This window comes from Nocardia sp. NPDC050406, from assembly GCF_044459025.1.
Classification (GTDB): Bacteria; Actinomycetota; Actinomycetes; order Mycobacteriales; family Mycobacteriaceae; genus Nocardia.
This window is the reverse complement of record NZ_JBITIM010000002.1, coordinates 2,079,360-2,103,210: the sequence shown is the minus strand read 5'-3', so window position 1 is coordinate 2,103,210 and position 23,851 is coordinate 2,079,360. Positions and strand designations below refer to the sequence as shown.

General features: G+C 67.3%; 19 protein-coding genes and 1 pseudogene. 7 read left to right on the top strand and 13 right to left on the bottom strand.

What is annotated here, in order from left to right:
• Positions 1-9 precede the first annotated feature (9 nt).
• The 3 genes from ACIBH2_RS23015 to ACIBH2_RS23005 form a co-directional block, all read right to left on the bottom strand.
• Positions 10-462, bottom strand: coding sequence for a universal stress protein (locus tag ACIBH2_RS23015; RefSeq protein ID WP_397121001.1), 453 nt, complete (start codon positions 460-462; stop codon positions 10-12).
• A 448-nt stretch (positions 463-910) separates the two neighbouring features.
• Positions 911-1,327, bottom strand: coding sequence for a DoxX family protein (locus ACIBH2_RS23010; RefSeq protein WP_397120516.1), 417 nt, complete (start codon positions 1,325-1,327; stop codon positions 911-913).
• Between the two features lie 75 nt (positions 1,328-1,402).
• Positions 1,403-2,272, bottom strand: a complete 870-nt coding sequence (locus ACIBH2_RS23005) for a helix-turn-helix domain-containing protein (RefSeq protein WP_397120514.1) — start codon at positions 2,270-2,272, stop codon at positions 1,403-1,405.
• A gap of 59 nt (positions 2,273-2,331) precedes the next feature.
• On the opposite strand from ACIBH2_RS23005, the gene ACIBH2_RS23000 reads away from it, so the two are divergent.
• Positions 2,332-2,802, top strand: a complete 471-nt coding sequence (locus ACIBH2_RS23000; RefSeq protein WP_397120512.1) for a VOC family protein — start codon at positions 2,332-2,334, stop codon at positions 2,800-2,802.
• Between the two features lie 47 nt (positions 2,803-2,849).
• Here ACIBH2_RS23000 and uvrB read toward each other — a convergent pair whose 3' ends face one another.
• Positions 2,850-5,018: an excinuclease ABC subunit UvrB gene (gene uvrB / locus ACIBH2_RS22995; protein ID WP_397120510.1), complete on the bottom strand. Its 2,169-nt coding sequence runs from the start codon at positions 5,016-5,018 to the stop codon at positions 2,850-2,852.
• Between the two features lie 109 nt (positions 5,019-5,127).
• On the opposite strand from uvrB, the gene ACIBH2_RS22990 reads away from it, so the two are divergent.
• A complete protein-coding gene (locus ACIBH2_RS22990) occupies positions 5,128-5,541 on the top strand; it encodes a nuclear transport factor 2 family protein (protein WP_397120999.1) in 414 nt (137 codons plus the stop codon).
• A gap of 4 nt (positions 5,542-5,545) precedes the next feature.
• Here the strand turns inward: ACIBH2_RS22990 and ACIBH2_RS22985 are convergent, their stop codons facing one another.
• The 3 genes from ACIBH2_RS22985 to ACIBH2_RS22975 form a co-directional block, all read right to left on the bottom strand.
• Positions 5,546-6,565, bottom strand: coding sequence for a hypothetical protein (locus ACIBH2_RS22985; protein ID WP_397120508.1), 1,020 nt, complete (start codon positions 6,563-6,565; stop codon positions 5,546-5,548).
• Positions 6,566-6,733: 168 nt separating this feature from the next.
• Positions 6,734-12,202, bottom strand: coding sequence for a carboxyl transferase domain-containing protein (locus ACIBH2_RS22980; protein WP_397120506.1), 5,469 nt, complete (start codon positions 12,200-12,202; stop codon positions 6,734-6,736).
• 144 nt (positions 12,203-12,346) lie between these two features.
• On the bottom strand, positions 12,347-12,868 hold the full coding sequence (locus tag ACIBH2_RS22975) for a CAP domain-containing protein (protein WP_397120504.1): 522 nt from the start codon (positions 12,866-12,868) through the stop codon (positions 12,347-12,349).
• A gap of 131 nt (positions 12,869-12,999) precedes the next feature.
• On the opposite strand from ACIBH2_RS22975, the gene ACIBH2_RS22970 reads away from it, so the two are divergent.
• Together ACIBH2_RS22970 and ACIBH2_RS22965 are read left to right on the top strand one after the other, a co-directional pair.
• Entirely contained in the window at positions 13,000-13,569 is a 570-nt protein-coding gene (locus tag ACIBH2_RS22970; protein ID WP_397120502.1) for a peptide deformylase, read from the top strand.
• 194 nt (positions 13,570-13,763) lie between these two features.
• Entirely contained in the window at positions 13,764-14,408 is a 645-nt protein-coding gene (locus ACIBH2_RS22965; RefSeq protein WP_397120500.1) for a DUF402 domain-containing protein, read from the top strand.
• 158 nt (positions 14,409-14,566) lie between these two features.
• Here the strand turns inward: ACIBH2_RS22965 and ACIBH2_RS22960 are convergent, their stop codons facing one another.
• Positions 14,567-15,010, bottom strand: a complete 444-nt coding sequence (locus ACIBH2_RS22960; protein WP_397120498.1) for a hypothetical protein — start codon at positions 15,008-15,010, stop codon at positions 14,567-14,569.
• Positions 15,011-15,182: 172 nt separating this feature from the next.
• Here ACIBH2_RS22960 and ACIBH2_RS22955 point away from each other — a divergent pair, with 172 nt between their 5' ends.
• Complete coding sequence (locus tag ACIBH2_RS22955; RefSeq protein WP_397120496.1) at positions 15,183-15,707, top strand: DUF402 domain-containing protein; 525 nt, start codon at positions 15,183-15,185, stop codon at positions 15,705-15,707.
• On the opposite strand, the pseudogene coaE reads toward ACIBH2_RS22955, so the two are convergent.
• A pseudogene (coaE, locus tag ACIBH2_RS22950) lies at positions 15,706-16,647 on the bottom strand (dephospho-CoA kinase); the annotation flags it as partial. The gene ACIBH2_RS22955 and the pseudogene coaE overlap by 2 nt on opposite strands.
• Before the next feature lie 291 nt (positions 16,648-16,938).
• Here coaE and ACIBH2_RS22945 point away from each other — a divergent pair.
• Positions 16,939-17,151: a hypothetical protein gene (locus ACIBH2_RS22945; RefSeq protein WP_397120494.1), complete on the top strand. Its 213-nt coding sequence runs from the start codon at positions 16,939-16,941 to the stop codon at positions 17,149-17,151.
• A 70-nt stretch (positions 17,152-17,221) separates the two neighbouring features.
• Here ACIBH2_RS22945 and ACIBH2_RS22940 read toward each other — a convergent pair whose 3' ends face one another.
• The gene (locus ACIBH2_RS22940; protein ID WP_397120492.1) at positions 17,222-18,751 is read right to left on the bottom strand and encodes a phospholipase C; all 1,530 of its coding nucleotides are present in this window, start codon (positions 18,749-18,751) and stop codon (positions 17,222-17,224) included.
• Positions 18,752-18,948: 197 nt separating this feature from the next.
• On the opposite strand from ACIBH2_RS22940, the gene ACIBH2_RS22935 reads away from it, so the two are divergent.
• Complete coding sequence (locus tag ACIBH2_RS22935) at positions 18,949-21,237, top strand: MMPL family transporter (RefSeq protein ID WP_397120490.1); 2,289 nt, start codon at positions 18,949-18,951, stop codon at positions 21,235-21,237.
• Here ACIBH2_RS22935 and ACIBH2_RS22930 read toward each other — a convergent pair.
• From ACIBH2_RS22930 to rpsA, 3 genes are all read right to left on the bottom strand, one after another.
• Positions 21,183-21,815, bottom strand: a complete 633-nt coding sequence (locus ACIBH2_RS22930) for a TetR/AcrR family transcriptional regulator (protein ID WP_397120488.1) — start codon at positions 21,813-21,815, stop codon at positions 21,183-21,185. The genes ACIBH2_RS22935 and ACIBH2_RS22930 overlap by 55 nt on opposite strands.
• Positions 21,816-21,842: 27 nt before the next feature.
• Entirely contained in the window at positions 21,843-22,211 is a 369-nt protein-coding gene (locus tag ACIBH2_RS22925) for a DUF5655 domain-containing protein (RefSeq protein ID WP_397120486.1), read from the bottom strand.
• Between the two features lie 105 nt (positions 22,212-22,316).
• Entirely contained in the window at positions 22,317-23,780 is a 1,464-nt protein-coding gene (rpsA, locus tag ACIBH2_RS22920; protein WP_397120997.1) for a 30S ribosomal protein S1, read from the bottom strand.
• Positions 23,781-23,851: the final 71 nt, after the last annotated feature.

Genomic DNA, 23,851 nt, shown 5'->3' with positions numbered 1-23,851 from the left:
GTCGGGTACTCAGCGCACGGTGTGCACGATCAGCACATCGCTGCGGGACTTGCGGGCAACATCCGAGGGGACCGAGCCCAGCAGGCGGCCGGTGATGGTGTTGAGGCCGCGGTTGCCGACCACGAGCAGATCGGCCTCGACCTCCTTGACCAGGGTCAGCAGCGACTCGACCGGCTCGCCGACGACGGACTTCTCGACGACGTTCGCGGCCCCGGCGGCAATGGCCTTCTCGCGGGCGATACGCAGGATCTCGCTGGTGGGCGCGGAACCGCGCACCTGGTAGGCCTCGTCCTTGAGCACATCCGCGGCGGCTGCCACCTCACGGTCGTCGGTCGGATAGTAGGCGCAGGCGATGTACAGCGTCGCGCCCTCGTCACCGGCCAGTGCCGCGGCCCGCTCGACAGCGACGTACGACGAGTTCGAGCCATCGGTACCGACGACAATGCTCCGGTAGGCGGTCATTCTCTCCTCCAACAGTGAGTCGGGTGCCATGAACCGCGACACTGCGTCACGGCAACTTCGCCTGACAATAGCGGCAGAACAGACGGAATTAATCGATATCGCAACACATCACACTTGTGCGCCGTCATAGCATCGGCGCACATTTTTTGGGAGGCGACCGCGACAGCCTTGACTACCTGCGCGAGCGCGATCGGCGGCCGTGCGCGCTCGGCAATTCGAACCTTGTTGCGCCCGTAGGATATTCGTCACAAGCCCTGGTGGCGGCGGAAACGAGACCGGCCCGTCCGCTGTGGGAGTTCCCCTTCGGACGGGCCGGAAATCGGTTCCCCGATCAGGGCCACGGGCGGTGATCGGCCCAGAAAATGCCCAGCAGCCAGCCGATGAGATCCATGTTTTTCTCTCCCTGTAGAACGCGGTATTGCGGCGCAATACTAACGCGCCCATGCGCTCAGCCGAGACTGAAAAGCGGCCCGGTAACGGTCAATCCGAGCTCGGCGGTGTGCGCGAAGAAGGCGAACAAAGCCAGTGCCGCACCGGCGAGGGAAACATCCTTGTTGAACTGGATCATCTCGTTCTGCTTGGCCATGGCGTCGGCCTCCTTCCAGAAGGCGTGCATGAGGAAGGCGGTCGGCAGCAGGAAGACGACCAGCAGCAGCGCACCCAGGTCGGCCCAGACGCCGAACAGCACCATCAGGGCGCCGAGCACGAGGACGACGCCGGAGACCTGCACCGCGAGCTTCGGCATGGGCACGCCCTTGGACTGGGCGTATCCGGCCATACCGTCGGCCTGGGTGAGATGCCCGATGCCCGAGCTCAGGAAAAGCACCACGAACAGGATTCGTCCGATCAACACCACAACATCCATTGCCAGCTCCTCTGTCGGGTTGGTGTGCCCACACCCATTTGGGTGACATGGCAACCAACTAGCCCGGTGGTGCGGTTATTCCTGGGAGGCTAGTGAGGAACGGGCGTATTCCAGCGGAGGCATACCGATCTCGCTGGCGAACTCCTTGGAGAAGTGCGCCTGATCGAAATAGCCGAGTTCGAGGGCGAGCGTCGCGAGGTCGGTGGTGCGGCCCTCGGCGAGCAGATGCGCGCCGTCCTGGAGGCGGTAGCGGCGCAGCACCCACTTGGGGCTGGCTCCGACGTAGCGGCGGAACAGGCGTTGCAGGGTGCGGACCGGAATATCGAAGCGCTCGGTGACCTGGTCGACCCGGGTGAGGTCGCGATCCTCTTCCATGGCGGCGACGATGCGCAGCACCTGGAGGTAGGCGGTGTCGTCGGTGACGGCGCGGCGGTGGGCGACCTCGGCGAGGAAGTCCTCGACGATGGCGCGGCGGCCCTCGAGGGTGTCGGCGGCGAGCACCCGCTCGTGTAGGCCGACGGCCTCGGGCAGCACGTCGGTGAGTTCGACGCAGGTGTCGCGGATCGCGCCGACATCCAGGCCGGTGAACGCCCCGAAACCGCCCGCGCGGAACTTGACGCCGAATGTCTCACCCTCGCCGCGTAGTTCGCGAATGTACTTGGTGGTGCAGACGCCGGTGACGTAGCCGCCGAAGCGGCCGGGCTCGCGCTCGAAGGTGATGTTGACCGACGGATAGGACAGGATCTCGGAGCGGTAGACGGGTAGGCCGCGGCGGTCCCAGCGCACCGCCCAGAACCACTCGACGTAGCGGTTCACCCCGGGACCCGCCGACAGGCGGGTATGGGTGAAGGTCCGCAGTTGTTCGCGGGGACGCAGGATGCCCTTCGCGACCTCGGGCGGGACCTGGTGCGGGGTGAAGTCGACGCCTTCGCGTTCGGTGCTCACCGTGGGGCTGTCGCTTTCTTACAAGACCGTCCACCGGCGGTTCGGCGAGAGTGGGAGCCATGAGCGAGACAGTGAATCCCATTGCCGAGGGCTACCATTCGATCACCTGCTTCCTGGCCGTCCCGGACGGCAACAAGGCCATCGACTTCTACTCCGCGGTGTTCGGAGCGGAGCTCATCAGCCGCAACGATCTGCCCGACGGACAGCCCGCGCACGCCGAGATGAAGATCGGCGACTCCACCTTCCAGCTCGGCGTCCCCATGCCGGAGCACGGGGTGCGCGCCCCGGCCGACGACTGGGTGCACACCAGCGTCGTGCACTACTGCCCCGATGTGGACGCGGTCGTCAAGCTCGCCCGCGAACACGGTGCGCGCCTGGCCGAGGACCCCGAAACCTTCGTCAACGGCGACCGTTTCGGCCGCGTCATGGACCCGTTCGGCCACCGCTGGGTGGTCATGACCCGCGTCGAGAACGTCTCCCGCGAAGAGGCCGACCGCCGCGTCAACGAATGGATGGCGCAGCAGGGGTGATGGGCGATGCGCGGCCCCGACCGGCCGCGCACCACTCGCCGGATTCGTCACTGCAATCCGGCGGCGTCCATACCGCGTAGCTCCTTCTTCAGGTCGGCGATCTCGTCGCGGAGTCGTCCCGCGAGCTCGAATTGGAGTTCGCGGGCGGCATTCATCATCTGCGCCGTGAGTTCCTTGACCAGATCGGCCAATTCGGCACGCGGCATGGACTTGATATCGCGGCCCTCGTAGACGCCCGCCGAGACGGCGCGACCGGGTTCGCCCTGCGCGCGACGGCCGCGGCTGGCATTGCGGCCGGAGCCGCCGACCTCCACCTCGGTCTCCTCCGCCTCGCGGTAGACCTGGTCGAGAATGTCGGCGATCTTCTTGCGCAAGGGTTTCGGGTCGATACCGCGTTCTTCGTTGTAGGCGATCTGCTTGGCCCGGCGGCGTTCGGTCTCGTCGATGGCCTGGCGCATGGAGTCGGTGATCTTGTCGGCGTACATGTGCACCTCACCCGAGACATTGCGGGCGGCACGGCCGATGGTCTGGATCAAACTCGTGCTGGAGCGCAGGAAGCCCTCCTTGTCGGCATCGAGAATGGCGACCAGGGACACCTCGGGCAGATCGAGACCCTCGCGCAGCAGGTTGATGCCGACCAGCACGTCGTATTCGCCGAGCCGCAGCTGCCGCAGCAGTTCGACGCGGCGCAGCGTGTCGATCTCGGAGTGCAGATAGCGCACCCGCACACCCAGGCCGAGCAGGTAGTCGGTGAGGTCCTCGGCCATCTTCTTGGTGAGGGTGGTGACCAGGACGCGTTCGTCGCGCTCGGTGCGCAGCCGGATCTCGTGGACGAGATCGTCGATCTGCCCCTTGGTCGGCTTCACCACGACCTGCGGGTCGACCAGACCGGTCGGGCGAATCACCTGTTCGACGAATTCGCCTCCGGTGCGGCCCAATTCGTACGGGCCGGGCGTGGCCGACAGGTACACGGTCTGCCCGATCCGGTCGGCGAACTCCTCCCAGGTGAGCGGCCGGTTGTCGACGGCCGACGGCAGCCGGAACCCGAACTCCACCAGATTGCGCTTGCGCGACATATCGCCTTCGTACATACCGCCGATCTGCGGCACGGTGACATGCGATTCGTCGATGACGAGCAGGAAGTCGTCCGGGAAGTAGTCCAGCAGCGTCGCCGGGGCCGAGCCCGCGGGTCGCCCGTCGATATGGCGCGAGTAGTTCTCGATACCCGAGCAGAATCCGACCTGTTTGATCATCTCCAGGTCGTACTGGGTGCGCATGCGCAGCCGCTGAGCCTCGAGCAGCTTCCCCTGCTTCTCGAGTTCGGCCAGACGCACCTCGAGTTCGGCCTCGATATCGGTGACCGCGCGCTCCATGCGCTCGGGCCCCGCGACATAGTGGGTGGCCGGGAAGATGCGCACCACATCCACCTGCCGCACCACATCGCCGGTCAACGGGTGCAGGTAGTACAGCGCCTCGATCTCGTCGCCGAAGAACTCGATGCGCACCGCGAGTTCCTCGTAGGACGGGATGATCTCGACGGTGTCCCCGCGCACCCGGAACGAGCCGCGCGTGAACGACATGTCGTTGCGCGTGTACTGCACGTCGACGAGCAGCCGCAGCAGCCGATCCCGGTCGATCTCCGCACCGACTCGCAACTGCACGGACCGATCCAGGTAGGACTGCGGCGTGCCGAGGCCGTAGATGCACGACACCGACGCCACCACCACGACATCGCGGCGCGACAGCAGGCTCGACGTCGCCGAATGCCGCAGGCGCTCGACATCGTCGTTGATCGAGCTGTCCTTCTCGATATAGGTATCGGTCTGCGCGATGTACGCCTCGGGCTGGTAGTAGTCGTAGTAGGAGACGAAGTACTCCACCGCGTTGTGCGGCAGCATCTCCCGCAGCTCGTTGGCCAACTGCGCGGCGAGGGTCTTGTTGGGAGCCATCACCAGGGTCGGCCGCTGCAATTTCTCGATCAACCACGCGGTGGTCGCCGATTTGCCGGTGCCCGTGGCGCCCAGCAGCACGACATCGCGCTCCCCCGCGTTGATCCGCTTCTCCAGCTCCGCGATCGCGGCGGGCTGATCACCCGCGGGCACGTGCTCGCTGACCACGCGGAACTGGCCGTCGGCGCGTTCGACCGCGCCGATCGGGCGGAATTCCGAATGCGCCAACGGCAGATCCTCGTTCGGGATCTCGGTTGCGAAAGCCATGCTCACCAGCCTAAGCCCGACCACCGACAGATTTCACTCCGCGCGCTGACCGGGGCGAGGGATACGGTAGGGACCATCCGATCGACCGATGGAACAGGTGAGGTACGCCGTGCATTCCTTCCGCGCAGCAGTCGAGGCCCGCGATATCGACGCCATCGAGGCGCTGCTGGCCGACGAGGTGGTGTTCACCAGTCCGGTGGCCTTCAAGCCCTACCCCGGCAAGGCCATTACCGCCGCCATTCTGCGCGGAGTCCTGCGCGTCTTCGAGGACTTCCGGTACGTGCGCGAGATCGGCGACGCGAACGGCCCCGACCACGCCCTCGTCTTCGAGGCGACCGTGGACGGCAAGCAGCTCACCGGCTGCGACTTCCTGCACATCGACGACGACGGGAAGATCGACGAGCTCATGGTCATGGTTCGCCCGCTGTCGGCCGCGCAGGCCCTCGCCGCCCGCATGGGCGAGCAGTTCGAGCGGATCAAGGCCGAGGCCGCCGCACAGCTCGAGCACGACGCGCGGGCGTGAGCGCTCAGGCCACGCCGCGCGCGCTGGACTGACGCAGTTCGTCGCTGAGCACCAGCAGTAGTGGCAGGTTCGGTATGTCGCCGATCGCCTTCTTCTTCACGATGGCGGCGCGGCGCTCGATATTCGGGAAGGTGAGCGCGCCGTCCTTGACGACCGCCGCGCCGACCTTCGCCCACGCCGTCGCGCTGCCCTTGTAGCGCAACGCGTTCGCGGTGACCTCGATGCCGCCGAAGTCGATCGTGCCGCCCGCCGCGAGGGTGTCGCGGGCCCCCGGTAGTCGCAGCGCCGCCACCGCCTGGTTCACCTTCTGCACCATGAGCGTGAAGCGGTAGCCCGCCTGTTGAGTGTCGCCGCGTTGCGGATCCCACTGCGGATCGCGGTACGAGCCGCGCACCGGCAGGGTGGTGCCGTCCGCGAAGGTGAGGACGTGGTTGAACGAGGTGCCCTTGTACTGCCGGTTCTCGAATTTGTGCGAAACCTGTTGGCGTACCGAGGCGATCTCGTCCCACCGATAGGCGCGTGGCCGCTCGTCGAGTTCGTATCGAACCAGGCCGCCGTGGAATTGGCCGAGCACCAGCGAGGTCTTCGTCACGAAGGCGCCGCGCGCCCCGACGAAGCAGCCCTCGAGCTCGCCCAGATCGTGCAGCGCGGCGATCTGCTCCAACTCCACCGTGCTGTCGGGATCGCGCTGCTGCACCTTGTAGAACTTGATCCCCTCCCGACCGGCCAGCCCGGCTCCCACCAGACCGAGCAGCAGCCAGCCACCCGCCATGGCCACCGCCCAGCCCTGCGTGTCCTCGTAGCGGTACTCCTTGCGGGCCAGATCCGCGCAGCTGCCCTTACGTCCCGCCCCGCCGAATTCGACACAGGTGTCGGTCGAGCTCACCTCGTTGCCGCCCCAGATGAGCACTTCCTTCTCCCCCGGCCGACTGATGGCCCAGAAGATCCCCGCCACCACCAGACCGACCAACAGCGCGCCCACCACGCCCAGGCGAAGTCGGTAACGCGGGCGAATTGGTGCCATGTATGCCTCCCCGATGAACCTCGCGCTGCGAATCCCACACGCGATTACCGGGTGAGTGTAAGGACCACGCCCCGAAATGCCCATCCGAATAACGGATTTCGGAGATGGAACGGCTCGCGGACCGGTAGCGCCGGTCCGCGAGCCGTGACGATCAACGAGCCATGAAGGTCAGCGAGCCAGACCCGCCTCGATCACCTCGATGATCCGTGGCCGCATCTCCGAGGCGCGGATCACCGCGTCCACCGAGCCGACCTCGACGGCGCGCTGGATATTGTGCACGCCATCGAATTCCGCGGCGACCTCGCCCAGCTTCTCGGCGCGGACCGAGGAGCGCAGTTCGTCGAGTTCCGCTGTGAGAGCGGCACGGTCGGGGCCGACGGTGGTGGCGGCCCGCTCCTCGAGTTCGCGAATGCGCGGGTCGGCGGCCGTGCGGGCGTTGACGTCGTTGGCGAAGACCACGGCGGCCGCCGGAGCGCCACCGAGGACCGAGGCGAACGAGCCTTCCAGCGCGAGCACGGTCATATTCGGGTTCAGGGCCTTGGAGAAGACCACGAACGCGCCGCCGTGATAGCGGGAGATCACGCAGAAGACGATCGGCCCTTGGAAATTGACGATCGCGCGGCCGATCTCCGCACCGTACTCGAGCTGCAGTTTGCGCATCGACTCCGGCGAGCCGTCGAAGCCCGACAGGTTCGCCAGCACGACCAGCGGGCGGTTGCCGCTGGCCGCGTTGATGGCGCGCGCGGCCTTCTTCGACGACCGCGGGAACAGGGTGCCCGCGGTGTAGGTGTCGGGTCCGTCGGTGGACGGGAAGCCGCGGCGCGGCACGCCCCGGGACTCGATACCCAACAGGCACACCGGAATACCGCCCAGGCGCGCGTCCTGCACCACCGCGGTCTCGGCGTCGGCCATACCGGCCCAGCGCTCCAGCACGGGGTGGTCCTGGTCGGCCAGCGCCCGCATGACCGTCCGAATATCGAAGGGCTTCTTGCGATCCGGGTTGGCGGTGGCCGAGAAGATCTCGCCGACGGTGGTGAAATCGCTGTCCGCCAACAGATGCGGGAACGTCGAGACATCGCGGTCGACGGGATCGGTGGTGCGCGAACGGCGCGGGCCCTTCTCACCGGGCGCCACATAGGTGTGGTCGTAGTGCGACATGAGCACGCCGCGCGCGGCGGTCAGGTTCGGCGCCCAGTACTGCGCCTGACCGTTGGGACCCATGACGCGGTCGTAGCCGCCGATGCCGAAGTTGTCCTCGGCCGAGACGCCGCCGGAGAAGTCGAGCGACTGCTTGCCGGTGAGCACCATGGCCGAATCCGGCGTCATGACCAGAATGCCCTTGGTGTGCATGAGCATGGTGGCTTCGGCGTTCCAATACGGTTGCGCGCCAACATTGATGCCCGCCACCACGATATTGATCTCGCCGCCGTCCTGGGTGAACTCGACAATGCGCTTGAGCGCCGCCGCCACCCAGTCCATGTTCTCGGTACCGGATTTCATGGAGATCCGAGCACCCGAGGAGAGCGCGTACCACTCCAACGGCACCCGCATCCGATCGGCGAGGTCCAGGGCGGCGATCACCCGACGGCACTCCGGTTCCGACAGCGCGCCAAGCGATTTGGTGGGATCGCCGAGCAGCACCACGCGGGTGACGCCCTCCGGATGCTGTTCGGTCGGGGTGGTGACCACACCCGCCACGATGGCCGCGGTGTTGTGCCCCTTGGGCCGGTCGACCGGCACCAGCGCATGGTTGGCGTCGAGGTCGTATTCGGTGAATTCGCCGAGCAGCCCGGTCAATTCGTACGGGTACACGGTGTTGCGGCTGCTGGCGCGCAGCACCTTCTGCCGGTACTCGTCGAGCGGCTCCACCGTCTCGTCGGTGCGCTCGCCGACGGTGACCTGCGGTCCACCGGCGGCATCGAAGGAGATGCGCACGGCGATCTTGGTCAGCTCACCGGTCTCCGGATCGTTCTGCCGCGCGATGAGCAGGATCTCCTCGAGTCCGGCTCCGGCGGTCATGGGCAGCACGTGCCCGCCGAGCACCGTCTCGAGTTCGGCGCGGGTGACATCGACCGGCGGCCAGATGTACATGACGATGCGGTTGGTGTTGAACCGCTTGGCCGACGGCCGCGCCGACTGCGCCCGCCGAATGGAGTCCAGACAGGTGGCGATGGCGATCTCGGCCGAGGGCAGCGCCAACAGGCGGCCGTCGTGCTCACGCAGCGCGGCCAGGTCTCGGACCTGCGCGAAGGCGATGAGCCGCTCGTCGGAGGGGTTCTCCTTGGCGACGGCCCGGAACAGGTACACCTCTTCGTCGTCCGAGGACGGCAACCGGGTGAGATCGAATTTGCGCAGCCGCTTCATCTGCATGCGCTGCGCGATGAACGGGTGCAGGCCGCGGATCAACCGCTCCTCGACCATGCCGGTGGCCGAGGGCCGGAAGGTGAAGTGGTGGTGCATGACCGCGCCGCCGCTGCCCGCGACGGTGGCGGTGATGCGGTGCACCTGATTCGGCAATGGTTGCGCGTCGAGGGCCTCCTGCAGGGCGACCGCCATGGCGTCGAAGTCCTCGGGCTGCTTCTCCCAGCTGAGGTAGATGTCGGCCTCGATGGAGGCGGCGCCGCTGGCGAGTTCGGCGAGACCGCGCAGCACACTGCCGATTTCGTCGAAGCTGCCCGCGGCCGACACCAGGCTCAGGCCGCGGCGTTCGGCGATGACGAAGGTACGCCCGTCCACCTCGTGGGTGTGCACTCCGGCGAGACCTTTGTTGCCGTAGTAGCGGCGGGTCAGCACCTCGAGCATGGCGGTGTTGTCCACATTGCCGCGCACCAGGCGCTGCCCGAGCAGCCGCACCAGTGGTTCGGTGCTGCGCACCATATCGGCGATGCGCTCGGCGCGGTCGGGGGTGTCCGGATGCGTGTCGAGGTAGCGCAGGTTCTTGCGGACATTGGTGTAGACGCGGGCACGGTTGCGCCGCAGCAGCGGCTGGCCGTACCAGGCGTACACGACGCCGCGGGTGAGGTCGGCGATCACCGGGAAGCGCACCTGGGTCGCGGCGACCAGACGCTCCAACGCCAGGCCGACCGGTTCGCGCAGCACACCGTCGGGTCCCGGCTCGCGCAGCCATTCGCGCAGCAGGGTGGTGATGACGGTGACGGTGTCGGAGGGCCGCTGCTGGGCGAGGAAGATCCGGAAGACCGCGGACTCGAGGTCGGCGGTGCGGTCCAGTTCGGTGACCCCGTAGTGGCCGAGCGCCTTGGCGAGCTTGTTGCGGTAGGACTCCGGCAGCCCGGCCCGTTCGACGTCGAGGCTCTGCAGATAGGTGTGGAAGTACTCGCGGGCGCTGTGGACGTGGCCCTGGCCGCCGTCCTCGTCCCACGAGCGCTTGTGGCTGAGTTCGGCGAGATCGGCGAAGACCTCGATGAGTTCGAGCTCCTCGGCGAGGGGCCTGCGGTTGTCCTCGATGGCGGCGCGGCGCACGGCGAGGTAGCCGTCGACGACACGGCGGTCGTCGTGCGGATCGACGTCGAAGCCGAGCAGCAGGCTGCGCAGATCCTGCAGGCCGCGGGTCAGGCGCTCGTGCGGGCGCACCGGAGCGGTCTCGACGGGCAGATCCAGTTCGACCGCGCCGACGGTCGCGGTCTCGGCGGCCTCGCCCTCCTCGGCGAGCGGTTCCAGGCGCAGCAGCGGCGCGCCGGTCTCCACCTGGGTGCCGACGGAGACGCCGCATTCCTTGAGCCGGGCCCGGAACGGGGCGCGCAGCACCGTCTCCATCTTCATGCTCTCGAGTACGAGAACCGGTGCGCCCGCCTCGACTTCGTCGCCGACCTCGAGCGGGGTCGCGACCACCAGCGCGGGGGCGGGCGAGCGGACCACGCCGCCCTCGTCGCGGCTGATGCGATGGGTGATGCCGTCGACATCGACGGTGTGGGTGGGCCCGTGCGTTCCGGTGGTCAGCCGGTATCGGACGCCGTTGACCACGACCTGTCCGGTGTGGTCGTCGAAGCGCTCGAGGTCGACATCGGCGGTGCGGATGTCGCCACCGGCCTCGATACCGATCCGGAAGCGATGCGCGCCGATGCGCGCGACCCGCACCCGGTAGCCGACGCCGCGCAGTTTGAGATCACGCGGGCGACCGCTCTCGTGCTGCACCTGCGGACGGCCACCCGAGGCGGTGGAGAGCAGCCGATGCCGCTCGACGCGCTCCTCTTCCTCGTAGGCGTCGATGGCGGCGGCGGCCAGGGCGATGGCGGAGTGCCGGTGCGAGACGAGGCGGCCCTCACCGCGCACCCGGTCGATCCAGCCGGTGTCGGCGCTGCCGTCGATCACCTCGGGCTGATCGAGCAGGTCGAGCACGAAACTCTTGTTGGTGGCGCCGCCCTCGATGACCACCCGGGTCTGCGTCACCGCGCGGCGCAGTCGTCCCAGCGCCTCGTTGCGGTCGCGCCCGTAGGCGATGATCTTGGCGATCATGGAGTCGAAGTCGGCGGGAATGGTGTCGCCCGCGCTCACGCCGGTATCGACTCGAATGCCCGGTCCCGCCGGGAGATCCAGGCGCGCGATGCGGCCGGGCGCGGGCGCGAAGTCGCGGTCGGGGTCCTCGGCATTGAGGCGCGCCTCGATGGCGTGGCCGCGCTCGGCCGGGGGTTCGCCCTCGAGCTTGCCGCCGGAGGCCACGTGCAACTGGGCGCGCACGAGGTCGAATCCGGTGGTGGATTCGGTGATCGGGTGCTCGACCTGGAGGCGGGTATTGACCTCGAGGAAGGCGAACAGCTCGTCACCGGGGTGGTAGAGGAATTCGACGGTCGCCGCGCCGCGATAGCCGACCGCGACGGCCAGCCGCTCGGCCGAGGCCTTGAGTTCGGCCGCCTGCTCGGGACGCAGCACCGGCGAGGCCGACTCCTCGATGATCTTCTGATTGCGGCGCTGCACCGAGCAGTCGCGCACACCCAGCGCCCACGCGGTGCCCTGACCGTCGGCGATCACCTGCACCTCGACGTGGCGCGCGCCGGTGACCAAGCGCTCCAGGAACACCACGCCGCTGCCGAACGCGCGCGCGGCTTCCTGCCGGGTGCGCTCGTAGGCATCGACGAGGTCGTCGTCGTTGGTGACGACGCGGATACCGCGACCGCCGCCGCCCGCGGTGGCCTTGAGCATGAGCGGGTAGCCGATCTCGGCCGCGGCGGCCTTGGCCGCCTCCACCGTGTCGACCGCGCCGCGGCTCCACGGCGCGACCGGTACGCCCACCTCCTCGGCGATCAGCTTGGCGCCGATCTTGTCGCCGAGTTTGCGCATGGCGTCGGGGCTGGGGCCGATGAAGGTGACGCCGATCTGTTCGCACAGTTCGGCGAAGGCCGGATCCTCGGCGACGAATCCCCAACCGACCCAGGCCGAATCGGCCTCGGTGGCCCGCAGCGCGCGCTCGAGCAGTTTCAGATCCAGATACGGGCGCGCGGAGGCCGGACCGAGGTCGTAGGCGATATCGGCCTCGCGCACGAATGTCGCGTTGCGATCGACATCGGTGTGCAGGGCGACGGTTTCGATCGGTAGCCCGGTCTCCGCGGCCAGATCTCGGACGGCATGGATGAGCCGCATGGCGGCCTCACCCCGGTTCACGATGGCGATGCGGCTGAACACTCGCCAGCTCCTTCCCACTCCACGACTCTGGCCCGGGCGACAACGGCCGGTTCCCGCGTAGTGTGCACCGCCATCGCCCACAGGTACACACGGAGACGGGGTTACCGGCCCGTATCGTGGCAAATTCCTCACGAATGGCCGAAATCAGGAGGAGAAGGTGACCGTCCAATGCCGGAGGTTGCCTTCGTAGATCACCGAGACGCCGACCTTCTTCAGATTGCCATCCAGGATGATGGCACGGTGGGTCGCCGAAGTGGTCCAGAACCGCATGGCATCGGCCGGGGTGACATTGGTGCCGTAGTAGTTGATTTCGGCGATGCGGGGTGTGCTGGCGGAGACGCCGCACTGCGCGAACCGGGTGGGGATGTCGCGGCCGAGGGTGTCCACGTGATTGGCCGGGGAGAAACCGCGCCCGGCACTGTCGATACTGGCCCATTCGGATGGCCGCGCGAGGGTGTCGGAGTGGGTGACCGCGGCCAGGCCCGCCTGCGCGCGCAGGGTGTTGATGGCCGTGAACACCTCGGGCTCCTCACCGCGCAGCGCGAGGCTGGCGGTCTCGACCTCGCAGTTCACCGGTGCCTGCGCGGCGGCGCTCGGCGCGGCGAACAGGCACAGGCCCGTGACGATCGCGAAAGCCGCTGCGGCGGCGGGTGTTTTGACGTTCATCGGTGATCCTTGTGGGTGGTGCCGTGCTGGACGCCCACAGGGTCGCCCGCGCGGCCAATCGGATTCCAATGACGCACCAATGGGCCTACCCCCAGGTCGAATGACCGATAGCGGGATTTAGGCTCGGATTCATGGCTATCCGACCGATTCTGATCGCCGGTGACCCCCGGCTGGCCACTCCGGCCACGCCCGTCACCGTGTTCGACGACGAGCTCGAGGCGTTCGTCGCCGACCTGTTCGAGACCAATACCGCCGCCCGCGGTGCCGGTTTGGCGGCGAATCAGATCGGTGACCCCCGCGCGGTCTTCGTCTACGACCTCATCGCCGACGGGCAGCGCCATCGCGGGTATGTGGTCAATCCGGCGTTGGAGACCTCGACGATTCCGGAGACCATGCCCGATCCGGAGGACGATCTCGAGGGCTGTCTGTCGGTGCCGGGCGAGTGGTTCCCGACCGGTCGGGCGGAGTGGGCCAAGGTAACCGGGGTTGACGTGCACGGTGAGCCGGTCGAGGCCGAGGGCACCGGCTATCTGGCGCGGTGCCTGCAGCACGAGTTCGACCACCTGACCGGGCATCTGTATCTCGACCGCCTCATCGGGCGCAATCAGCGCGCCGCCCGCCGCATGATCAAGGAGCACGGGTGGACGGTGCCCGGCCATTCTTGGATGCCGGGCCAGGATGTGGATCCTTTCCACGGCTGAATGCGAAAAGCGCTGCCGGGCAGCGCTTCTCATTCTTCATGAGGGTGTCGTCGAATTCGAATGAGACTGAACGGTTTTCGTTTCAGAAAAACTCCGAGAACCTCGGCGTTGCGGAATGTTCACGACGGCCCGAGCGCGTTGTCGCAGGTGTAGGCTGAGCAAGCTGATCGGATACACCTCGAAAGGGCAGGGCGATGACCGGTCTGTTCACACTGCTCGGCACGATGCCCGCTGTCACCGACAAGGCGGGCTCCGAGGCCCGGGACAAGCGTGTCCCGCAACGTGATTCGATTATCGGCAGAGCCGCGGAGCATGCCGCGACGCCCCCGGTGGACACGACCCACCCGCCGAGAGTGGAGTACTTCAATCTCGCGGAGCTGACCCTCACCGATTCCCGGGGCTTCGTGCAGCCGGTGGAGACCTACCACGTCGAACCGTTCGGGCTGTATTTCGCACGCACGGTGGACAATCCGCACTTCCGGTACATCGAATCGTGGCTGCTGCCCGCGCTCTCGCTCCGCGTGACGGTGCGTCACCAGCGCCCCGGCCACGACCGAGGGCAGACGCAGTACCTGGAGATCGGCGACTACGCCCCCGTCGCACCGAAGAAATGGCGCGCCGAAGGGCACTACCTCCACGTCGTCGCCCGCCCCGGCCGCCCCGCCGAACTCATCTGCGTGGACGAACTCCTCACCGCCCACGCCGCCGGTCGCATCGACACCGCCCGCACCTGCGCAACCGTCCAACACGCCACCGCCGTAGTCGCGGGCATCGCCGCCCACGAACACCGCCTGGAGACCTGGCTCGCCACCAAGGGCATCACCCTCACCTGGCTGTAGCCGCCGGTTCGGCCAGCGGGTCGCGGCTCCCCCACCGGTAGTCGCGCTCGCCAACCCCTGGTCGTAACCACCGGTTCGGTAGTCGCGCTTGCCAATTCACCCGTCGTGCCCCTTTCACGCAGTGAAAGGGGCACGAGACTTCGAGAGTCGAGCAACCCCTACCCGGACAGGCTAGGGATCAGCCCGCCCAGTCCGCCTCCGCAGCCCCCGCTGCCCGAGGCACTCCCCGAGCCGCCGCTCCCCTCGGCCACCGTGACGCTGATCGAATCGCTGATCAGGATCTGACGTGCCTCCAACTTGTGCACGCCCGCCGTCGCGGGGGTCCACTTGATGGTCACCTTGTTGCTCAACAGCGACGGACTCACCGGACTGCCCGGCAGCTCCTTGCCATTGTCGGTGAACTTCACCGTACTGACCCGGTCCACCTCGACCGAGGCGATGAGCGTGTAGGTGCAGCCGGTCTTGTGGTCCTTCCCGGAGACCTCCAGGTTGCCGACCCACGCGCTGGCGCTGGGCGCGGCGACCACGATGGCCGCGGCCATCGCGCCGAAGGTGGTGGCTGCCATACCGACCCGGCGCGCGCGGGTCCCCTGTGCGTTCATACTGTGTTCCCTTTGTCCGGCGTCCACACCTGCGTGGACTGAGCGCACAGTATCGAAACAGCCATGTTTCAGATTATGTTTTCCCGGAAATCGCTGTGAAGAATGTGTGTCGGCTCGCGACGCGGCCCACACTGCCCTGGACGATCACGGTCCGACCAGCGATGCTGATTCCATGACCCAGGCGCCAGCGGTGGACCTGCACCGACCGAAGGTGGAGTACTTCAACGTCGACGAGCTCACCAATATCGACCCCAAGGGGTTCGTGCGAGCCGTCGAGCGGTACCACGTCGAACCGTGGGGCCTGTACATGGCGCGCACCTCCGACCACCCGGAATTCCACTACATCGAATCCTGGCTGCTGCCGAGCCTGTCCATTCGCGTCACCGTCTTCCACTTCACCCCGGCGCATCGCCGCGATCAGGACTACTACGTGGATATCGGCGAGTACAGCCAGGTGGAGCCGAAGAAGTGGAAGTCGGTGGACCACTACCTGGATCTGACCGTGCGCACCGGTCGCGATGTGGAGCTACTCGATGTCGACGAGTTGCTGGCCGCGCACGCCGCCGGTTACCTCGACCTCGGTCAGGCGCGACAGGCCATCGAGACGGCCTCGGCCACCATCGACGGAATCGCCGCGCACGGACACGATTTCGAGGCCTGGCTGGCGGCGCAGGGCATCAAGCTGACGTGGATGTAACGGCGACCACGACATTCGCCGGGCGACCGGGGTCGGTATTCGCGTGCAGCCGTTCGTCATTCGCGCCCGCGTCACCGACCGGCGGAAATCCGATGTCGGCCAGGCGATCCCGCAGCCGGTCCGCGATCGCGCTGTCGGCCACGGTGATTCGAATATCGAGCACATCCTCGGCGGGCTTGCCCGGCACCGACGTCGGCCCGACGTGCTCGATGCGCTGCGCGTCGGCGGCACAGGCCACCGCCAGGCGGGCGATAATGCGCTGAGCCTGCACCGGCCACTGCGGATTCGCCTCCACCACAGGCGATTCGGCCGGGCGTGCGGCCGGAGTCCGGGTGCGCAGATTGTGTTCGAAGGGCACCAGGCGCTCGTCCCACAGGCGGTTCACCTCGGCGACCACCGCACCATCGGCCCCATTGTTGTCGAGCAGCACGTCGGCGACGGCCCGGCGCTGTTCGTCGGTGGCCTGGGCGGCGATGCGGGCGCGCGCGTCGGCCTCGTCGACGCCGCGGAATTCGACCAGACGGCGCACCCGGGTCTCCTCGGCGGCGTCCACGATGACGACGAGGTTCATGAAGGGCGCGAGCCCGTTCTCCACGAGCAGCGGAATGTCCTGTACGACGATGCCGTCGGCGGGTGCGGCGGCGATCAGCTCGGTGGTGCGCTTGCCCACCAGCGGATGGGTGATGGAGTTGAGGGTTTTGCGCGCCTCGTCGGTGGCGAAGGCCTTGGCGGCGAGGGCCGGACGGTCGAGACTGCCGTCGGCGGCGAGAATATCGGAGCCGAACGCCTCGACGAGCGCGGCCAACCCCTCGGTTCCAGGCGCCACCACTTCGCGAGCTATCACATCGCTATCCACGAGAATGGCTCCGCGTTCCACCAGTGCGCGCGCCACCGTGGATTTACCCGCTCCCATGCCTCCGGTGAGACCGATTCGCAACATTCGACCAGTCTCGCATTCGCCCGCCGCCGCTGTCGAAACGGGTCGACACCAGCCGAAAAGCTGGATTACCCAGAGTGAGCAGGGATTTCACCTACTTCGCGAGGACTTACCCATTCCGTGATATTTACGAGACCGATCCGCAACTATTTTCCAGAAATCCAGACCCCCCGTCGGCAACATTCCGACACGCCGGGGAGAATGTCATGGAAAATCCGGTGCGGCACACTTTTGTTCCGCTAAGGTTCGCCGCAGGCGATACCCGGCCGGTAACACGCAAGCAAAGGAACATCAGTGGGCACCAAGAACATCCAGACGGGTCGCCACCGTTTGGGCCTGGCGGGCACCGTGCACTGCACCGAGATCCCCGCCATCGCAGCCGCTTTGGCCGCACACCGGCGCTCGTGGCTGAGCGCGTTGATCAACCCCGCCCGCCACAGCTTCGCGGCCATGCGAAAACGCTCCGCCGCGGCCGCCGCCCAGTGGGTTCCCGCCACCGCCAGCTGAATTCGCCCCGCGCATATGCCAGTGGCTCGGTCCGGACGGACCGAGCCACTGCCGCGTATGGCGTTGGGCTTCAGACGATTCCGCTGGGTCGACGGCGCGTACCCGGCGCCTGGGACGGCATGGCGTTGGGCGGCACGGGGTAGGCGAGGCCGAGATTCGCCGTACCCAGGGCGATATTCGGACCGCACTGCGCCAGCGCGTCGTTCACCTTGCCCCCGGTCGGCGTGAGCGGCGGGCGCGCGGCGTCGGGTGCGGTCCCGAAGTCGAAGGCGGAGGTCATATCCCCGGTGACGCCGCGTCGCCAGGGCGTCAGATTGGGCACGTCCACCCCGAATCGCCGTTCCAGCAGGCGCAATTGGGAGGTGTGGTCGAAGGTCTCCGAGGCCACCAGGCCGCCCCGGCTATAGGGCGAGATGACCAGGCACGGCACCCGGTAGCCGAGTCCGATGGGCCCGGCGATACCCGCGGCCTTGCCGACCCCGCCGAGCGGAACGGTGAGGTACTCCCCCGGCGTGCCGGGCGGCGGGGTCGGTGGCGTGACGTGGTCGAAGAAGCCGCCGTTCTCGTCGTAGCTGACGATCAGCGCGGTCTTCTCCCACACCGCCGGATTCGAGGTGAGGATATCGAGTACGCCCATGATGCCGACCGCGCCCAAAGCCGGTGGCAGCGCGGGATGTTCGCATTGGAACAGCGGCGGAATCACCCAGGAGACGCTGGGCAGTCGGTCGGCGGCGACATCGGTGGCGAAGTCGTTGGGATAGACCGGCGCGAGGCCACGCCGGGCGAGTTCCGAATTCGGATCCTGGGATTGCGCGAAGGTGCCGACCATACCGTCGAGGAGCACCCGCGAAATCGGGCCGAGATCCCGGTTGTTGTACACCTTCCAGCTCACGCCCGCGTCGGAGAGGTTCTCCGGCATGGTGCGCCACCGGTACACGTGCTGCGGCTGGGCGAGCGGCGTCTCGACGAGTGGTCCGCCCGCCACCCCGTCCGGATCGATCGAGGCGCTGATCCAGTACAGCCGATTCGGATTGGTCGGCCCCAGCACCGAACAGTGGTAGTTGTCGCAGAGGGTGAAGGCGTCGGCCAGATCGTGGTGGACCGGAATGTCCTCGCGCAGGTAGTAACCCATGGCCGCGGGCCCGTTCGCCGCCCCGACCTTGGCGATGGACATGGGCATCCAACTGTCGTTGCGCCCGCCGTTCCACGCCTGGTGCATGCCCTCCCAGCCGTGGTCGGGATCGTTCACGCATTCGCCGTCGAGCGTCGCGCCGCGCGTGGTGTCGAGGCGGAACGGTTCGAGGTAGCCGTCGGGCGTCGGGCCGACCCCGGGCGCGTATCCGTACTGTCGCCAGGACGGTGACGGATCGTCGAATCCACGGACCCCGGACATGGCTCCGTAGTAGTGGTCGAAGGAGCGGTTCTCCTGCATGAGCAGGACGAAGTGCTCGATATCCCCGAGTCCGCCCATACCCGCCGGGTCGGCCGCGTAGGCCCGGTCGATAATCGGATTCGCCCAGGCGGCGAGAGCTCCCACCCCGCCCGCCGCCAATGCCTTCGCCAGAAATTCACGTCTGTTGATACCGGCGAACAGGCTCATTGCGACGGTGCACCTTCCACGACACGACAAGATCGGACCGAGGCTAACCCACGCCGATGTCCATTCGCTGGACGTGCGACCAACGTTTCGACCAACCCACCGTGGATTTTCTGACAGTCACTTGCAGGTATCTCCGGCGCGTCCTAGGCTGGCCGAAACCTGAAAGTGACTTTCAGGTAGCTGGATTCGGAGGGGACATGACACAACTGGCGACACCCGACCGGGCCGAGCGGCGGCAAGCGCCCGATCGGCTCGGCCTGCTCGGCCGGTGGGGTGTGCTCATGGCACGCCACCACCGCGTGGTCATCGCCGTGTGGCTGCTGCTGGTGGCCGTGTGCGCGGCGGCCTACCCGGCCCTGCACGAGCGGCTCGGCGCACCCGATTACAGCGTGCCCGAATCCGAGTCGGCGCGCGTCGAACGTCTTGCGGCCGAACACTTCTCGCAGTTCGGCACGGAGCAGGACCTGATCGTCTTCCACTCCGAGCGCTATACCGCCGACACCCCCGAATTCCGCGCGGCCGTGGACCGCGCGGTGGGTACGGCCCGCACCGTCGAGGGTGTCGCGGGGGCGGTCGGACCGTTCGAAGGCGATGCGGCGCGACAGATCTCGGCCGATGGGCACACCGCCTTCGGCATCGTCGGTATCGACGGCGATATGTCCGCGCGCGTGGATGTCGCCGCCCGGCTCCAGTCCGCGCTCGCGCCGGTGGCCGAGAGCGGCGTGTCGGCCGCGCTCACCGGCTACGCGCCGATCGAGGGTGATCTCATGGCCATGGAGACCGGCGATATGACGCGCGCCGAGAGCTTCGGCCTGCCGATCGCGGCGCTGGTGCTGATTCTGGCGCTGGGCGCGGTGGTCGCCGCGACCATCCCCATCGCGGTCACCGCGGCGGGTATCGCCCTGGCGGTCGGTGTGCTGTTCGGGCTGACGGCCTGGTTCGCCTTCGATTCCCTGGTGCTCTCGGTGGCCACCATGATCGGCACCGGCACCGCCATCGACTACGCCATGTTCATCGTGAGCCGGTTCAACGAGGAGCTCACGCGACGCGGGGTCCGGGATCGCCGGGCGCGCAAGGACATTCGCGACGCGGTGGGCACCGCGCTGGACACCACGGGCCGCACCATCCTGGCTTCCGGCCTGATCGTCATGATCTCGTTGTGCTCCCTGGCCGTGGTCGGCCTGCCGATGCTCAATGGCATTGCCATCGGCGTGGTGACCGCCGTGATCGCCACGTTGAGCGCGGCGTTCACACTGCTGCCCGCGGTGCTCGCGGCGCTCGGCCCGGCCATCAATCGAGGCGCGCTGCCCGCGCGGTTGCGCCCGGCCGAGACGCGGACGACCCCCGTCTCCACCGGGTGGACGCGCTGGGCCCGCACCGTCATGGGCCGACCGATCCTGTTCGGCGCGTTGGGTGTTGCCGTCCTGGCGGTGGCGGCCGCGCCGATCAGCGGCATCAAGTACGGCATAGACATGGGGTTGAACTCGCTGGCCGATCGCCCCTCCGGGCAGGCGACCCAGTTGATACAGCGGGAATTCGGGCCGGGGCTGCTCTCCCCCATCCAGGTGGTGGTGGCCGGTGCGGACGATACGGCCTTGTCCGGCAAGGGTTTCGTCGAGGCCAATCGCTTCGCCGCCGAGCTGTCCGGCGATCCGCGCATCGCGTCGGTGCTGCCGCAGCAGGCCGATGGCCGGATGCTGGCCATGGTGGTGCCCAGGGATTCCTTCGACTCCACCGCGGTCTCGGAGCTGACCACCGATATCCGAGCCGACGCGGCCGCGGTCGAGTCCGCCGAGGTGTCGGTGGGTGGTGTGCCAGCCTCCTTCGCCGATGTCTCCCAACGCATTACCGACCGCTTCCCGTGGGTGATCGCGCTGGTGCTGGCGGTGTCGCTGGCATTCCTGGTCTTCGCGTTCCGCAGTATCGTGTTGGCGGTCAAGGCGATCGTGCTGAATCTGTTGGCGACCGGTGCGGCACTGGGTATCACGGTCGCCGTCTTCCAGTACGGCTACGGCGAATCGGTGCTGCGTTTCCACAGCACCGGCTTCCTCCAGGTGTATCTGCCCATGCTGGTCTTCGCCGTCCTCTTCGGCCTGTCCATGGATTACGAGGTATTCCTGGTCCGGCGCATGAAGGAGGCGTGGGATCGCCATCCGGACAATGCCGCGGCGGTCGCCGAGGGCTTGCAGCGCACCGCCCGGCCGATCACCGCGGCGGCCGCCATCATGGTCGCGGTCTTCGCGGCCTTCGTGACCGCGGATGTGTTGGAGCTGAAGCAGATCGGCTTCGCGCTGGCGGTGGCCGTTGCGATCGACGCGGTCATCGTGCGGCTGGTTCTGGTTCCGGCGTTCATGCAGCTGTTCGGCCGCTGGAACTGGTGGCTGCCACGACTGCCCCAGCGCGGCAAGCGGTCTCAGCCCGCACAGCGGTCTCAGCCCACGATGGCTTCGAGCGCGTCCACCACCGATTCCAACGCCTCGGAGTAGACCTCCACCAGGGGGCGCTCGAATCCCGTTCCCGCCCAATGGTTCAGCGCCGCCACACAGCTCCAGATACCGGTGGCGGCGGCCATGCGAATCGTCAGGTCGTTGGCGTCGCGCCCACTGCGTTCGGCGAACAGCAGCCGGAACTGGTCTTCGAGGTCCCGCATCTGCCGCAGTTGCCGGTCGCGGACCTCGGGAATGGTGAGCACGTACTCCATGCGCTGGCGGGTGCGCCGCTCGAGCTCCTCGGTAATGATCACCGGGGTCAGCACCGGAATCAGCGGCCGGGCCAGGGCGAGCAGTTCGGTGAATCCGAGTCGCTCGCCCCCGCCCGCGTCCCGCAATACCTCGAGCACCTGCGGGTCGGCCTCGTCGTAGAGGACCAACATCTCCTTGGTCCCGAAGTAGCGGTAGATCGAACTCGGTGACACCCCCGCCGCCGCGGCCACCTTCTCGACGGTGACCTCGCGATAGCCGTGCTCGCCGAACAGGTCCAGCGCGACCCGCTGAATCCGGCTCATCGCCTCGATCTTGCGCTGCTCCCACAGCGAGGCGGGAGTCTCCACGGTGGACTGGGACATATCGTCTTCGAGAATACCGGTGCCGCCTCACCCGGCCGCGTCGTACGCCTCGCTCAGCCAGGACCGCACCTGGTCGTCCACCGCACCGGGATCGCTGAGTTCGAGATGGTGGGTCCAGTGCCCGTCGGCGGGGTGCGCGACCTCTTTGAACCGCTTGGACTTCAGTTCGTGCGGCAACTCGAGGGTGAGCACGACCGGCACCTCGGACTTGACGTACTGCCCGGGTTTCCACAGCTGCGCGAAGGCCCGCTTGCGTCGAAATCCGACCTGACTCTTGGTAATTCGCATATCGGCCGACCCGAGGTCGTCGATCGCCGTGCACACCGCCTCGGCAATGGCGATCGCCTCGTCGGACCCGTCGAAGAACTCTTCCACAGACTTCGCGACATCAGCCATAGGTGCACGGTACGCCCCCGCTGCCCCCGAAACGCCGATGTCCCCCGAGTCCATCAGGACCCGGGGGACATCTCAGCTCAGTTCACGCCGCGAGGCGTGGACGAATCAGGCGTTGCCCGACAGCTTCTCGCGGAGCGCGGCCAGCTGCGCATCGCTCGCCAGCGAGCCACCGGCGGGCTCGTTGGTCGAGGCCTGCGCCTGGGCGCCGCTCTCGGAGGAGTAGTTGGACGATCCACCGTTGGCAGCCTCGGCGGCGGCGTCGGCGGCCATCTTCTCCATCTGAGCGGTGTGCATCTTGTGGCGACGCTCGGCCTCGGCGTACCGGCCTTCCCACTCTTCACGCTGCTTCTCGAAGCCCTCGAGCCATTCGTTGGTCTCGGGATCGAAGCCCTCGGGGAAGATGTAGTTGCCCTGGTCGTCGTAGCTGTCGGCCATGCCGTACTTCGACGGATCGAACTCGGCGGAGTAATCCTCGTTGGCCTGCTTCAGCGACAGCGAGATCCGGCGACGCTCCAGGTCGATGTCGATGACCTTGACCATGGCGTCGTCACCGACGGCCACGACCTGGTCCGGGACCTCGACGTGGCGCTCGGCCAGCTCGGAGATGTGCACCAGGCCCTCGATGCCCTCTTCGACGCGCACGAACGCACCGAACGGAACCAGCTTGGTGACCTTGCCCGGCACGATCTGGCCGATGGCGTGGGTGCGGGCGAACTGACGCCACGGATCTTCCTGGGTCGCCTTGAGCGACAGGGAGACACGCTCGCGGTCCAGATCGACGTCGAGCACCTCGACGGTGACCTCGTTGCCGACCTCGACGACCTCGGACGGGTGATCGATGTGCTTCCAGGACAGCTCGGAGACGTGCACCAGACCGTCGACGCCACCCAGGTCCACGAAGGCACCGAAGTTGACGATGGAGGACACGACGCCCTTGCGGACCTGGCCCTTCTGCAGCTGGTGCAGGAACTCGCTGCGCACCTCGGACTGGGTCTGCTCCAGCCAGGCGCGACGCGACAGAACCACGTTGTTGCGGTTCTTGTCCAGCTCGATGATCTTGGCCTCGATCTCCTTGCCGACGTACGGCTGGAGGTCGCGGACGCGACGCATCTCGACGAGCGAGGCGGGGAGGAAGCCGCGCAGGCCGATGTCGAGGATGAGACCACCCTTGACGACCTCGATGACGGTGCCCTTGACGGCCTCGTCGCGCTCCTTGAGCTCCTCGATGGTGCCCCACGCGCGCTCGTACTGAGCCCGCTTCTTCGACAGGATCAGGCGGCCTTCCTTGTCCTCCTTGGTGAGAACAAGGGCCTCGACCTCATCGCCCACGGAAACGACCTCGGCCGGGTCGACATCGTGCTTGATGGAAAGTTCGCGGGAGGGGATGACGCCTTCGGTCTTGTAACCGATGTCGAGAAGGACCTCGTCGCGGTCGACCTTGACGATGGTGCCTTCGACGATATCGCCGTCGTTGAAGTACTTGATCGTCTTGTCGATAGCGGCGAGGAAGTCCTCGGCGGTGCCGATGTCGTTGACGGCTACCTGCGGCGAGGTCACGGTGGTGGGCATGTGTTGGGAGGCTCCGGACGGATTGTGGTCGGTAGTGGACATGTGGACTTTCGGTATTGCTGCGACGAACA